Annotated in this window: 11 protein-coding genes and 2 tRNA genes; 6 read left to right on the forward strand and 7 right to left on the reverse strand. The window is 65.7% G+C overall.

Annotation, left to right across the window (positions count from 1 at the left end; genetic code table 11):
• Window positions 1-114 precede the first annotated feature (114 nt).
• Window positions 115-645, forward strand: a complete 531-nt coding sequence (greB, locus tag ACYQ7X_RS07270) for a transcription elongation factor GreB (RefSeq protein WP_459696255.1) — start codon at window positions 115-117, stop codon at window positions 643-645.
• Window positions 646-846: 201 nt separating this feature from the next.
• Here greB and ACYQ7X_RS07275 read toward each other — a convergent pair whose 3' ends face one another.
• The 4 genes from ACYQ7X_RS07275 to ACYQ7X_RS07290 form a co-directional block, all read right to left on the reverse strand.
• Entirely contained in the window at window positions 847-2,811 is a 1,965-nt protein-coding gene (locus tag ACYQ7X_RS07275; RefSeq protein WP_459696256.1) for a methyl-accepting chemotaxis protein, read from the reverse strand.
• A 502-nt stretch (window positions 2,812-3,313) separates the two neighbouring features.
• Window positions 3,314-3,571, reverse strand: a complete 258-nt coding sequence (locus ACYQ7X_RS07280; protein WP_459696257.1) for a hypothetical protein — start codon at window positions 3,569-3,571, stop codon at window positions 3,314-3,316.
• A 90-nt stretch (window positions 3,572-3,661) separates the two neighbouring features.
• Window positions 3,662-4,567, reverse strand: a complete 906-nt coding sequence (locus tag ACYQ7X_RS07285) for a lysophospholipid acyltransferase family protein (RefSeq protein ID WP_459696258.1) — start codon at window positions 4,565-4,567, stop codon at window positions 3,662-3,664.
• Window positions 4,568-5,011: 444 nt separating this feature from the next.
• A tRNA-Thr gene (locus ACYQ7X_RS07290) sits at window positions 5,012-5,083 on the reverse strand.
• 170 nt (window positions 5,084-5,253) lie between these two features.
• On the opposite strand from ACYQ7X_RS07290, the gene ACYQ7X_RS07295 reads away from it, so the two are divergent.
• The gene (locus ACYQ7X_RS07295; RefSeq protein WP_459696259.1) at window positions 5,254-6,225 is read left to right on the forward strand and encodes a S1C family serine protease; all 972 of its coding nucleotides are present in this window, start codon (window positions 5,254-5,256) and stop codon (window positions 6,223-6,225) included.
• A 166-nt stretch (window positions 6,226-6,391) separates the two neighbouring features.
• Window positions 6,392-6,526: a hypothetical protein gene (locus tag ACYQ7X_RS07300; RefSeq protein WP_459696260.1), complete on the forward strand. Its 135-nt coding sequence runs from the start codon at window positions 6,392-6,394 to the stop codon at window positions 6,524-6,526.
• A 99-nt stretch (window positions 6,527-6,625) separates the two neighbouring features.
• On the opposite strand, the gene glnA is transcribed toward ACYQ7X_RS07300, so the two are convergent.
• On the reverse strand, window positions 6,626-8,050 hold the full coding sequence (glnA, locus tag ACYQ7X_RS07305; protein ID WP_459696262.1) for a type I glutamate--ammonia ligase: 1,425 nt from the start codon (window positions 8,048-8,050) through the stop codon (window positions 6,626-6,628).
• A gap of 110 nt (window positions 8,051-8,160) precedes the next feature.
• A complete protein-coding gene (locus ACYQ7X_RS07310; RefSeq protein ID WP_459696263.1) occupies window positions 8,161-8,499 on the reverse strand; it encodes a P-II family nitrogen regulator in 339 nt (112 codons plus the stop codon).
• A gap of 332 nt (window positions 8,500-8,831) precedes the next feature.
• Here ACYQ7X_RS07310 and ACYQ7X_RS07315 point away from each other — a divergent pair, with 332 nt between their 5' ends.
• Complete coding sequence (locus tag ACYQ7X_RS07315) at window positions 8,832-10,031, forward strand: aminotransferase (RefSeq protein WP_459696264.1); 1,200 nt, start codon at window positions 8,832-8,834, stop codon at window positions 10,029-10,031.
• Between the two features lie 48 nt (window positions 10,032-10,079).
• Window positions 10,080-10,155: transfer RNA gene (locus tag ACYQ7X_RS07320), tRNA-His, on the forward strand.
• A gap of 243 nt (window positions 10,156-10,398) precedes the next feature.
• On the opposite strand, the gene ACYQ7X_RS07325 is transcribed toward ACYQ7X_RS07320, so the two are convergent.
• A complete protein-coding gene (locus ACYQ7X_RS07325; protein WP_459696265.1) occupies window positions 10,399-10,914 on the reverse strand; it encodes a biotin transporter BioY in 516 nt (171 codons plus the stop codon).
• Between the two features lie 320 nt (window positions 10,915-11,234).
• On the opposite strand from ACYQ7X_RS07325, the gene hemA reads away from it, so the two are divergent.
• Window positions 11,235-12,446: a 5-aminolevulinate synthase gene (gene hemA, locus ACYQ7X_RS07330; protein ID WP_459696266.1), complete on the forward strand. Its 1,212-nt coding sequence runs from the start codon at window positions 11,235-11,237 to the stop codon at window positions 12,444-12,446.
• Window positions 12,447-12,522: the final 76 nt, after the last annotated feature.

Here is a 12,522-nt window from a genome sequence, read left to right on the forward strand (position 1 = left end):
CTAGGGAAGAGAAGGCGCCAGATAAAGCCGTGTCGGCTGATAAGCCTCATGCGGGGCGGGCGCTGTCTGCGCCGCCTATCCCATCGCGGCGGGATCTGCTCTAGAAGCCTCGCCATGACGCGTGATGAGGATGACGAAGACGACGGCCCGCCCCCCTTGCCGGGGGGCAAGTTCTACATGACGCCGCAGGGCTTTGCCCGGCTGGAGGCGGAACTCGCCGCGCGGCGCGAGGAGCGGCACAGGGTCGTCGAGATCGTCTCCTGGGCCGCCGGCAATGGCGATCGCAGCGAGAATGCGGATTACAAGGAGGGCAAGCGGCGCTTGCGGGAGATCGACCGCCGGCTGCGCTTCCTCATGCGCCGTATCGCCCATGCCGAGGTGGTGGATCCAACCGCCCAGACCCAGCGGGACCGCGTGTTTTTTGGCGCAACCGTGACCTACGCGACCGAGCGGGACGAGGAACGGCGGGTCACCATCGTCGGCGTGGACGAGGCGGATATGGCGGAGGGGAAGATCAGCATCGCCTCGCCCATCGCCCTCGCTCTGCTGCGGGCTCGTCAGGGCGATGAGGTGACAGTGCGCACCCCGCGCGGGCCGGAGCGGATCGAAGTGCTCGCCATTACCTATCCCGAGCGCCGCGCCTGACGCTTCCGGCGTGCACGCGGCCGATCCGCTGAGCCACATGCGTTCTGTCGTACTGAAACGGCATTTCGAGCGGATCCTGGCTGGATTCACGCATCTGACCAGGCGCAGATGCTCACGCAACACATAGCGAGAGCGGATACGACGGCGCGTGAGCGACGAGGTTCCGCTCTCGTCGTGCCCGACGCGATGCCGCCCGAGGCTTCAGAACTCCGCCCAGCCATCATCCTCGGCTTCCGCCAGGGCCGGACCCCGGCGCGGCGCGGGGGAAAGCGTGGCTCTGGACGGGCCATTGGCAGCCTGTAGCGGCTCGGCAGGTCGTGCCTCAGCCGGCCGCGCCTTGGCCGGCGCCACCTTACCCAAAGGTGCCTTAGACGGCGGCGATGCAGGCAGCAGTCTTTCCCCGCGGCGGGCTGTCATGGAGGCGGGCTGCCGGCTGACCGCCGCGGGGGCGCGGTGCGCGGCGCTGGGCGCGGCCTCTCGATCCCTCGCCCCCGCGTCATCTCCCTCGATGCGGAAGCGGGCCACGAGATGCGACAGGGTTTCCGCCTCGCGCGACAGGCTGTGGCTCGCCGCCGTCGATTGCTCGACCATGGCGGCGTTCTGTTGCGTCACCTGATCCATCTGGTTGACCGCGGTATTGACTTGCCCGAGCCCGGTGGACTGCTCTTCCGCCGAGGCGGCGATATCGACGATCAGGTCGTTCAGCCGCGTCACATGCCCGAGGATGTTGGAGAGCGCCCTGCCGGTTTCGCCGACCAGCTTGACACCCGTATCAACCTGCTGACCCGAGGCGGAGATCAGCGTCTTGATCTCCTTGGCGGCATCGGCGGAGCGTTGCGCCAGGGCGCGAACTTCCGTCGCCACCACGGCGAAGCCGCGCCCGGCATCGCCTGCCCGCGCCGCCTCGACCCCGGCATTCAGCGCGAGAAGGTTGGTCTGAAAGGCGATCTCGTCGATCACGCCGATGATGCTGCCGATTTGCTTCGAGGAGTTTTCGATGCCGGACATGGCGCTGACCGTATCCGTCACCACCTGGCCGGAGCGCTCCGCGTCCGATTTCGTGCTGCTGACGAGTTGGCGCGCCTGGGTGGCACTTTCCGCGGTTCGCCTGACGGTTGCGGTGATCTCGTCCAGCGCGGCTGCGGTCTCCTCGAGGTTGGCCGCCTGCTGCTCGGTTCTCCGCGCGAGATCGTCCGATGCCTCGGTGATCTCCCGCGCCCCGCTGCGAACGCCCTGCGCCGTCTCGGAAATCGAGGTGATCGTCGCTTCGAGCTTTTCGAGCGAAGTGTTGAAATCAAGCCGGACCGGCTCGAACTCCGGGGTGAAGGCCTCCGTGAGACGATAGCGGAGGTTATTCGCGGCAAGTTCCTTCAAGCCATGGGCCACGCCGTGCACCGCGCGGACGCGCTCGGTGATATCCGTCGCGAACTTGATGACCTTCGTGACCTTGTTGTTGAGATCGAAGATCGGATTATAGGAAGCCTGCAGCCAAACTTCCTTGCCGCCCTTCCCGATCCGCTTGAACTCGGCCGCAACGTATTCGCCCGATGCAAGTCGCTGCCAGAAAGCGGCGTAGTCCGGAGAGTTCACGGCTGCCGGATCAACGAACAGGCTATGCTTTCTGCCCTGGAGTTCCTCCAGGCGATAACCCATCGCCTGGAGAAAATTCTCGTTGGCGGTGATGATGTCTCCGTCTGGGGTGAATTCGATGACGGCCTGTGCGCGCGAAATCGCGTCGAGCGTGCCGCGGGTCTCGGCATTGCGCAGCTTTTGTGCCGTGATATCGGTGGCTTGCTTGACGACCTTGATGACGGTGCCGTTCAAGTTCTTGACGGGATTGTAGGAGGCCTGAAGCCATACTTCGCGGCCGCCTTTGCCGATGCGCTTGTATTCACCGGCATCAAATTCCCCGCGTCCGAGCTTGCGCCAGAATTCCTTGTAGTCGGGGTGGCTCGCTGCGTGCGGATCGAGAAAGATGCTGTGATGCTGCCCCTTTATCTCCGCCAGGCTATAGCCGAGTATCCGGCAGAAATTCTCGTTGGCATGGAGAACCTTGCCATCGGGGCTGAACTCGATAATCCCGATGGACGAGGACAATGCCTCGAGGATGGCCTTGGAATTTCTTCCGCCGAGCCAGCTGAGCCTGAACACCAGTGAAACCTCCATTGCACTTCAACAGCGTATAGTATCACCTTCGTTAGCGATTCATTGAGATAATGTTTTGAAAACAAAACGAACTTACGTTCTTGCGCGAAGTGATGGTTATCTGAAGGATTTGTGCCGGTTTTTCCGGGCGCGCGCATGATTGCGATGCATGCCGCGCGGAGCCGCTTGCCGTCAGCAGGTAACGCGCGCAAGCTGCTTTTGCATTTTCCGTCGCGTTTTGTGCGGACGGAGCGCCTCGCTGGTTCAGATCAACGAGGGTGGCGGTTGCGAACTTCCCAGACGCTCCCGGCAAGCCTGGAGAGCAACTTTGGAACCGGAAGCCGCACGAGAATCAAGAGAGCGCGCTCGTGTCCGACTGATTCAAAAGTTCGTATAATGCCTGCAGCTTTCGCTAACGAACTTCTGGACCGGGATTTTCATTTGATACCGGCGAAGACCGGCACAGTGATCAAAGCTGCGCACGGGGTCATATGCGCTGGTGTGCCGGGCTCCGCATCTGAGACTAGAAGCTCTGGCCGTTATTCAGCTTCGGCGGCCCCTGGATGATCTTCTTGTTCTGCAATTGCTTCTGTTGCCGGTTGAAATCATCGACTTTGACGGGATTGGTGCCGCAGCCGCCGATCACCCCGGGTCGGGTCGGGTCCGCCGCGTTATGGTTCATCGCCTTTTTCTGCGCGTCCGTGCAGCCCGTAGCGCCCGCATGGGCGAGGGCCGGAACCAGGGTGAGAGCCAGGGCGAAGGCGTAAAGAAGGCGGTTCATCGCGCGTCCTTTCGGCAAGCGTCCGGGAAGCAGGGCCGCTCTTACCTTATGCCATGCGTGGCGGGCAGCTTCAAACGCCGGCTTCAGCCGCTATCCCTTGGGCCAGCGCCGATGCAGCCAGAGCCAGGAGGCGGGATCTGCCCGAACCCAGGCTTCCACCCGGGCCGTCATCGCGGCGGTAAGGGCCTGGGTATCGGCGGCGCGGTCTCCGCTGCGCGGAATGTCGAGCGGCGCTTCGCAGACCATGCGCAGCCGCGCCGGCCCCAGCCGCACGATATGGATCGGCACCAGCGGCAGGTTGAAGCGGAGCGCGAGCTGCGCCGCGGCCGGTGCCGTCATCGCATCGCGGCCGAAGAAGGGCACGGGGATGCCGTCATTCATCTTCTGATCGACCAGGAGGCCGAGCGAGCCACCGCTGGCGAGATGGCCCATGGCTGCGCGTGCCCCGGCCGCGCCTTTCGGGAACATGCTGACATCCGGCCCATGCGCCGCGGCGCGCAGCGATTGCACGACCTCTTCCACCGCGCGGTTGGAGGCCCGGCGATAGGCGCCGGAGATGCGGCGGCCAAGCTGGGCGGCGATGGGCAGGATCATCTCCCAATTGCCGCAATGGGCGGAGAAGAAAATGGCTGGGCCCTCTGGCAGATGTTCGCGGCCGAGAATCTCCCAGCCAGGGCCTGCCGCGTTGTGGTGGAGAGCGGCGAGATGCGGCAATTCGCCGACGTTGCGGCCGAGGTTGCACCAGACGGCGGCAATGATGCGCTTGCGTTCGGCGGCGGAGAGCGTGGGGAAGGCTTGGCGGAGATTGCGGTCGGCCACGCGGGAAGCGCCGAGCCGCGGGCCGATCGCCGCGGCTACGCCGCCGGCGAGGTTCGAGGCGCGCTGCGGCCCGAGGGCCCTGAGAAAGCCGAAGGCTGCGCGCAGAACGAGCCGCAAGGCGATGGTACCGGGCGCTCGGGGGGGCGCGGGCCGGTCGCGCGCAGCATTTGTGCTCATTGTGCTCTCTGCACACAGTCTCGTGTGGTCAGAGGGCGCTGTCTAGGGGGGCGCCTCTGCCGGCGGGCAATCAACCGCCCGCGAAGCGCCGGCGCGTTACCGGTGGTGGTGCTTGAGGGCCAGCAGGTCGAGGATCGGCTGAAGGACAAGTTTGCGAAGGGTGCGCATGCGAGGTCTCCTGTAAGAATGATGCTGCGACGCACAATAGTGCATCCTTCGGTCAATTTCAACCTTTATTGCGACTTTTGTTCGGTATAACGTAAAAATCAGATATTTCGAGCACCGGCGGGTCGCAAAGCGCGGCACAGCGCGCAAAAACGAGTTCGATGATCATGCAGAGAAGGGAAAAGGGGAGGTGGCAGGCTGATACGGCAGGCAATGGACGCGGCACACGCCTGAGGACCGGCACGCTCTGGGCACCGCTCGGCCGCGGGCACGGTCCGGTGCCGGGTGAGGGGATCGAACCCCCGACCTTCGGTTTACAAAACCGCTGCACTACCGCTGTGCTAACCCGGCCTTCCGGCTCCCTTTAGCCGTTTTTCCGCGGGGCGCGCAATTCCTCGCCGTCGGTGCCGGGCCGCGGCAGGGCATTCTTGCGGCATCCGCCAAGATTTGCCGACCCGGCGGATTTCAATATCATAGGCGTGCCGGTGGGCCCGTGGGGATGCCGGGAAGCGAGGTGCGCCATGCCGAAAGACCAGCCGATCCCCTCCGAGATGCAGCCTGATCCGGCGCATTACGCCTTCGACCTCGAAGCCGCCTTCGCTTCCGTCGTCGGCCTGCGTGCCAAGGCACCGGCGGATGCCTTCACCGCCGCCGCCCTCGGTACCGAGCGGGAAGGTTCCGGCGTCGTCATCAGCGCGGATGGGCTGATCCTCACCATCGGCTATCTCATCACCGAAGCCGAGGAGATCTGGATCACCAGCGGCAACGGCCAGACCTTACCGGGCCACGCGCTCGCCTTCGATGCGGAAAGCGGTTTCGGCCTCGTCCAGCCGCTCGGCCGGCTGCGCGCGCCGCCCATCGACCTCGGCGCCAGCGCCGAGGCGGAACTCGGCGAAGCGGCGATCTTCGTCTCGGCTGGCGGCCGGCGCATGGCGATCGAAACGCGAATCGTCGGGCGGCAGGAATTCGCCGGCTACTGGGAATATCTCATCGAGGATGCCCTGTTCATCGCGCCGGCGCATCCGTTCTGGGGTGGCGGGGCGCTGATCAACCGGCGGGCGCAACTGCTCGGCATCGGCTCGCTCAGCCTGCAACAGGATGACCAGCGCGGCCATCGGCTGGATATGAACATGGTGGTGCCGATCGACCTGCTGCGCCCGATCCTCGAGGATCTGAAGCGCCAGGGGGAGGCCAATCGCCCGGCCCGGCCCTGGCTCGGCATCTATGCGATGGAGGATGAAGAGCGCGTGGTGATCGGCGGCGTGGCCGAAGGGGGGCCGGCCGATATCGCCGGCCTCCGCCAGGGGGACGAGGTGCTCGCGGTCGCCGGCGAGCCGGTGACGAGCCTGGCCGGCCTCTGGCGCTCGGTCCTCGCCCAGGGCCAGGCCGGCACCCGCGTACCCTTGCTGGTGCAGCGGGACGAGCGGCGCATCCCGGTGCTGATCGCGACCGTGGATCGTCGCAAGCTGCTTAAGAAGCCGCGGCTGCATTGAGGCGGCGCGGTTCGGATGGCGTCGCGCCCGCCGATGTGACAGGCTGAGCCTTCCAGCGAGGATGGCTGGCGCCCGAGCCTTGGCCGCGCCTCCCTCACCTTCGGGCCTGGGCGCGCGGCTGATGCCGGCGGGCAGAAGCGAGACAAAGCCGAGGAGAGAGAGCGACATGGCCAAAGGTCGAGACAAGGGCGGGCGCGAGCCGAAGAAGCCCAAGGCCAGCAAGAAGACGCTGGCACCCAGCCAATCCCCCTTCAAGCCGCCGGCGGCACCGCCGGCCAAGGCCAGCCCCAAGAAGGATTGACGCGCCCGCTCGGGGGAGGGCGGCCGGGCACACAAACGCACAAAAAAACGGGGAGCCGCGAGGCTCCCCGTTTGCCGTTGGCGGATCTTCGGCTGCCGATCAGGCGGAGTAGTACATCTCGAACTCGACCGGGTGCGGCGTGTGTTCGAAGCGGTACACTTCCTTCCACTTCAGCTCGATATAGGCCTCGATCATGTCCTTGGTGAAGACATCGCCCTGAAGCAGGAAGTCGTGATCGGCTTCGAGCGCGCCGAGCGCTTCGCGCAGGCTGCCGCAGACGGTCGGGATTTCCTTCAGCTCCTCGGGCGGCAGATCGTAGAGATCCTTGTCCATCGCATCACCGGGATGGATCTTGTTCTTGATCCCGTCGATGCCGGCCATCGCGATCGCCGCATAGGCGAGGTAGGGATTGGCCGTCGGGTCGGGGAAGCGCACTTCCACACGCTTCGCCTTGGGGCTCGTCGTGTAGGGGATGCGGCAGGAGGCGGAGCGGTTGCGCGCCGAATAGGCGAGCAGCACAGGCGCCTCGAAGCCCGGGATCAGGCGCTTGTAGCTGTTGGTCGAAGGATTGGTGAAGGCGTTGATGGCCTTGGCATGCTTGATGATGCCGCCGATGAAGTAGAGGCACATCTCCGAGAGATCGGCATAACCGTTGCCGGCGAAGAGCGGCTTGCCATCCTTCCAGATCGACTGGTGGGTGTGCATGCCCGAGCCGTTATCGCCATAGATCGGCTTCGGCATGAAGGTCGCCGTCTTGCCGTAGCTGTGCGCGACGTTGTGCACGCAGTACTTATAGATCTGCATGTCGTCGGCCATCTTCGTCAGCGTCTGAAAGCGCGTGCCGAGTTCGTGCTGGCTCTGCGCCACCTCGTGGTGATGCTTCTCGATGATGAGGCCCATCTCGCCCATGGTGGAGAGCATCTCGGCGCGGAGGTCGACCTCGCTATCGACCGGCGCCACCGGGAAATAGCCGCCCTTCACGCCCGGGCGATGGCCCATATTGCCCTCGGGATAGTCTTTCATGGAGGAGCCGGGGCCCTCGATGCTTTCGAGGTGGTAGGTGCCAAAATTGCCGCCGGTGCCGAACTTGACGCTGTCGAAGATGAAGAATTCGGCTTCCGCGCCCACCACGATGGTATCGCCGATGCCCGACGCCTTGACATATTCCTCGACGCGCTTGGCGGTGGAGCGGGGATCGCGGCTATAGCCCTGGCCGGTGGAGGGCTCCACGATGTCGCAGAACAGGATGAGCTGCGGCTTGGCCGTGAAAGGGTCCATCACCGCCGTATCCGGGTCCGGCATCAGGATCATGTCGGACTCGTTGATCGCCTTCCAGCCGGCAATGGAGGAACCGTCGAACATGATACCATCGACGAAGGAATCCTCGTTGATGGTCGAGACGTGCTGGGCGGTGTGCTGCCACTTGCCGCGCATATCCGTGAAGCGCAGGTCCACATATTCGACCGAGTGCTCCTTGATCATTTCCATGACCTTCTGAACACCCGTCAGGGAATCACTCGCCATCCTCAAATCCTCGTTCATGTTGAAGCATCTTGATCCGCGCCCTTGAGAGGAGCGGACCTGGAAACGGCCGCCCGCCGGGGGTGGCCGCCTTCGGCACGTCCTTGGGGGCGTCAGACGGCGTCGGCGCCGCGTTCCCCCGTCCGAATGCGAATGACCTCGTCCACCGTCGAGATGAAGATCTTGCCGTCGCCGATGCGGCCGGTGCGGGCGGCGTTCATGATCGCCTCGACCGCGCGCTCGGCGACGCTATCCTCGCACACCACTTCGATCTTCACCTTCGGCAGGAAATCGACCACGTATTCAGCGCCGCGATAGAGCTCCGTATGGCCCTTCTGTCGGCCGAATCCCTTCGCCTCGACGACGGTGATGCCCTGGAGGCCGACCTCGTGCAGCGCCTCCTTCACCTCATCCAGTTTGAAGGGTTTGATCACGGCTTCTATCTTCTTCATCGCATCCTCGTCGCGGGTCGGCTGCGACCGCTCCGGTCTCCATGCCTCGGCATGCAAATCATCGGCCAGGGCGCAGCGGGACCACCTCCCATGCCGGCGCAAACTCGCACGCCCGCCCGCCCGCTGCAATCGGCCGCAAGGGAAGGGGGCGAAGAATTTCACGGCGGCGAGAGGCTATGCCGCCCCTGCTGGCGAGGAGGCGGGCAGCCATTGCCTCATTCTGAGGCAGACGTGGCTTGGCTGCCTTGCCGAGGTCTCGGCCGTGGCGGCATTGTCCGCCGCGTGGCCATCGGCCAAACTCGGCACCTGCGCGCTTTCGGGGAGTGGTTTGCGTGAAACAAGTCAATAGCCTGCTGGCCCAGACGGGGACGACGATCTTCACCGTGATGTCCGCGCTCGCGCAGAAGCACCAGGCGATCAATCTCGGCCAGGGCTTCCCGGATACCGATGGGCCGGCCGATGTCATCGCGGCCGCGGCGGCAGCCCTCCAGGATGGCCGCAACCAGTATCCGCCGCTCACCGGCCTGCCCGAACTGCGCGCTGCCGTCGCTGCCGCCAATCAGCGCTTCTACGGTCTCACGCTCGATCCTGAGCGCGAGGTGGTGGTGACATCGGGGGCGACTGAGGCAATCACCGCCTCGCTGATGGCGCTGCTCGATCCGGGGGACGAGGTGGTGCTCATCGAACCCCTCTACGACACCTACCTGCCGGTGGTGCGCATGCTGGGTGCGGTGCCGAAGCTCGTGCGGCTTGCGCCCCCGGCGTGGGAGCTGCCGCGCGCCGCCCTGGAAGCCGCCTTCGGCCCCAAGACCAAGGCCATTCTGCTCAACAGCCCGATGAACCCGGTGGGCAAGGTCTTCACCGCCGCCGAACTCGCCCTGATCGCCGAGCTTCTGCGGAAGCACGATGCCTATGCGGTGTGCGACGAGGTGTACGAGCATCTGGTGTTCGACGGGCTCCGCCATATTCCGCTGATGACCCTGCCGGGCATGCGGGAGCGCTGCCTGCGCATCGGCTCCGCCGGCAAGACCTTCAGCCTCACCGGCTGGAAGGTCGGCTATATTTCGGGGCCAGCGGCGCTCATGGGCGTGGTCGCGAAGGCGCACCAGAATCTCACCTTCACGACGCCGCCCAATCTGCAGCGTGCCGTGGCGGTTGGCCTTGCCAAGGAGGACGCCTATTTCGCCGGGCTCGCGGCCGATCTGCAGGCCAAGCGAGACCATCTGGTGGCCGGGCTGCAGGGGGCAGGTTTCCGCACGCTCGCCTCCTCGGGCAGCTACTTCGTCCTCGCCGACTATTCCGCCCTCGATGCAGATGGCGACGATGCCGCCTTCTGCCGCCGCCTCGCCGAACAGGCGGGGGTGGTCGCCATTCCGCTCTCTGCCTTCTATGCCGGGGAGAAGCCGCGCCATCATGTCCGCTTCGCTTTCTGCAAGCAGACGGTACTGCTGGACGAGGCAATCACCCGGCTGACACGCTACGCCGCTGCGGGGCAGGCGCGTGCAAGCCTGCCGTTGACGGCGGCTGAGTGATCGGTCTAAACGGCCCTTCACGATGCTTCCGGGCATCGTGAACGGGTGGCGGTCGTAGCTCAGTTGGTAGAGCGCCAGGTTGTGGTCTTGGATGTCGTGGGTTCGAGCCCCATCGATCGCCCCAGTCTCCCGGGAACCGTTTCCCGGCAACAGCTTCCCTTCGGTTGTTTCTCCAAGCGCGTTGCCCTGCGGGAGGCTCGCGGCGTCACTATCCCGCACCGGCAAGGCTGCCGCTCGCCACGCATAAAAAAGGCCTGCCCCGAAAGGCAGGCCTCAGATCTCGCGCAACCGCTCCACGCCCGGCAGCCACCCTACGAGAGCGCGCGCTCTCCCCGAAACCGGGCGGCCCGAGCGCGCTCCTGGGCGCTCAACGCCCGCGAATGACCGCGCCGGCGCGGTAGAGCAGCACAGCGAGGGCGATCTTCGTGGCTTCCGCCGGCAGGAAGGGCACCAGCCCGCCAGCGACCGCCTTCGGCCACCCCACGAGGGTGGCGAGCCAGGCGAGGCCGAAGCCGTAGATCACCACCACGCCGGCAAGGAAAGCGAGGATGGTGCCCACCCATCCGCGCATCAGCCCGCGGCTGGCGCAGAACCCCATGAGCGCGGCGGCAATGAAGAAGCCGAGCAGATATCCTCCCGTCGGGCCGGCGAGATAGGCGAGGCCCGCGCCCCCCGCGAAGACCGGCAGGCCGATGGCGCCGGCGAAGAGGTAGGTGAAGAGCGTCGCTTCCGCGAGGCCGCTGCCGTAGATCGCGCCGAGCAGCAGCACGGTGCCGCTCTGCATCGTCATCGGCACCGGCCAGAAGGGCACCGCGACATGGGCGGCAGCGGCGATGATGAGGGCGCCGAGTAGCGTCGCGACGAGCTTGAGGGGCAGGGGCATGGTGCGGGCCTGGACCCGCCGCAGGGAAACCGCTTTTGTCTCACCGGACATCATTGAACTCCAAGTCTGAAGGGCCGGGTCTGGAGACCGCCGGCGGCAAGCCGGCGTCCTCGATCCTTGTGCCGCGAGGGCCAGAGTTCATGCTGCCTCTCCTTCGGCGGGGGCGCAAGGGCGCGACACGCCGCGCGCTCCGGGAAAGTTGATCCATGTCAGCGCATGGTCAGCTTTTCATGCTATCGCGGGCCGGGCGGCAGGCATACGCGAACGGAAGATGTCCAGATCGGCACCTGGGGCGTAACTGCTGGGTGGGAGAACCGGGAATGAACGCTTTTCTGAACCACTGCCGGTCGCAGCTGGCCGAGATCAAGGCCCAGGGGCGGTATCGGCAGTTCACGCCGCTCCGCCGCGATGCCGCGCGCTATCCGATCTATACCCTCACCGAAGGCGGGGCCACGCGGGATATCACCGTCTGGTCCGCCAATGATTATCTCGGCCTCGGCGTCGATCCCGCGGTCGCGGCGGCGGCGCGGGAGGCTTTGGGAACGCTGGGCGTCGGCGCCGGCGGCACCCGCAATATCAGCGGCACCTCGCCCCTGCATGATGCTCTGGAGGCGGAACTCGCGCAGCTGCATGGCCGCGAGGCGGCGCTGCTCTTCACCTCAGGCTTCGTCTCCAACCAGGCTTCGCTCACCGCCATCCTGCGCAGCCTGCCCGGCTTCATCTGCTTTTCGGATGAGAAGAACCACGCCTCGATGATCGCCGGCATCAAGAACAGCCCGGCCACCTGCCACGTCTTCCGCCATAATGATCTCGCCCATCTGGAAGAGTTGCTCGCCGCCGCGCCGGCGGAGGCGCCGAAGCTGATCGCCTTCGAATCGGTCTATTCGATGGATGCCGATATCGCGCCGATCGGCGCCATCTGCGATTTGGCGGAGCGGTTCGGCGCGCTGACCTATCTGGACGAGGTGCATGCCGTCGGCATGTACGGGCCGCATGGCGGCGGCGTCTCCGAGCGCGACGGCCTCGCCCATCGGCTGACGGTGATCGAGGGCACGCTCGCCAAGGCTTTCGGCGCCCATGGCGGCTATATCGCGGGGGATGCGCTCGTCGTCGATTTCATCCGCTCGACCGCGCCTGGCTTCATCTTCACGACATCGCTGCCGCCTGCCGTGGTGGGTGGCGCCTTGGCGAGCCTCCGCCGCATCCGCGAGGATCATGCGCTCCGCGCCGCGCTCTTCCGGCAATCGGATCTGCTCAAGCGCAAGCTGGACGCGGCCGGGCTGCCGCGCCTTCCCTCCGAAAGCCACATCGTGCCGCTCATGGTGCCGGGCGCCGAGCGGGTGAGGAGCGTCAGCCGCCTGCTGCTGGAGCGCTATGGCCATTATGCGACGCCGATCAATTACCCGACCGTGCCGCGCGGGGCGGAGCGGTTGCGCCTCACTCCTGGCCCCCGCCATACCGAGGCGATGATGGACGCGCTGATCGCCGCGCTTCAGGATATTTTCGCGCGGGAAGATCGCAAGGCGGCGTAACGCCTCCGCCGAGCGGCGCGGCGCGTAGAAGGCTTCGGGGCGCGCGGGATGGGGCAGGACGCGCAAAGGCCTGCCG

Source organism: Acidisoma sp. C75 (genome assembly GCF_054665095.1).

Coding starts and splice junctions, on each gene's coding strand:
- greB (WP_459696255.1), top strand. CDS start 115: ATGACGCGTGATGAGGATGACGAAGACGACGGCCCGCCCCCCTTGCCG.
- ACYQ7X_RS07275 (WP_459696256.1), bottom strand. CDS start 2,811: ATGGAGGTTTCACTGGTGTTCAGGCTCAGCTGGCTCGGCGGAAGAAAT.
- ACYQ7X_RS07280 (WP_459696257.1), bottom strand. CDS start 3,571: ATGAACCGCCTTCTTTACGCCTTCGCCCTGGCTCTCACCCTGGTTCCG.
- ACYQ7X_RS07285 (WP_459696258.1), bottom strand. CDS start 4,567: ATGAGCACAAATGCTGCGCGCGACCGGCCCGCGCCCCCCCGAGCGCCC.
- ACYQ7X_RS07295 (WP_459696259.1), top strand. CDS start 5,254: ATGCCGAAAGACCAGCCGATCCCCTCCGAGATGCAGCCTGATCCGGCG.
- ACYQ7X_RS07300 (WP_459696260.1), top strand. CDS start 6,392: ATGGCCAAAGGTCGAGACAAGGGCGGGCGCGAGCCGAAGAAGCCCAAG.
- glnA (WP_459696262.1), bottom strand. CDS start 8,050: ATGGCGAGTGATTCCCTGACGGGTGTTCAGAAGGTCATGGAAATGATC.
- ACYQ7X_RS07310 (WP_459696263.1), bottom strand. CDS start 8,499: ATGAAGAAGATAGAAGCCGTGATCAAACCCTTCAAACTGGATGAGGTG.
- ACYQ7X_RS07325 (WP_459696265.1), bottom strand. CDS start 10,914: ATGCCCCTGCCCCTCAAGCTCGTCGCGACGCTACTCGGCGCCCTCATC.
- hemA (WP_459696266.1), top strand. CDS start 11,235: ATGAACGCTTTTCTGAACCACTGCCGGTCGCAGCTGGCCGAGATCAAG.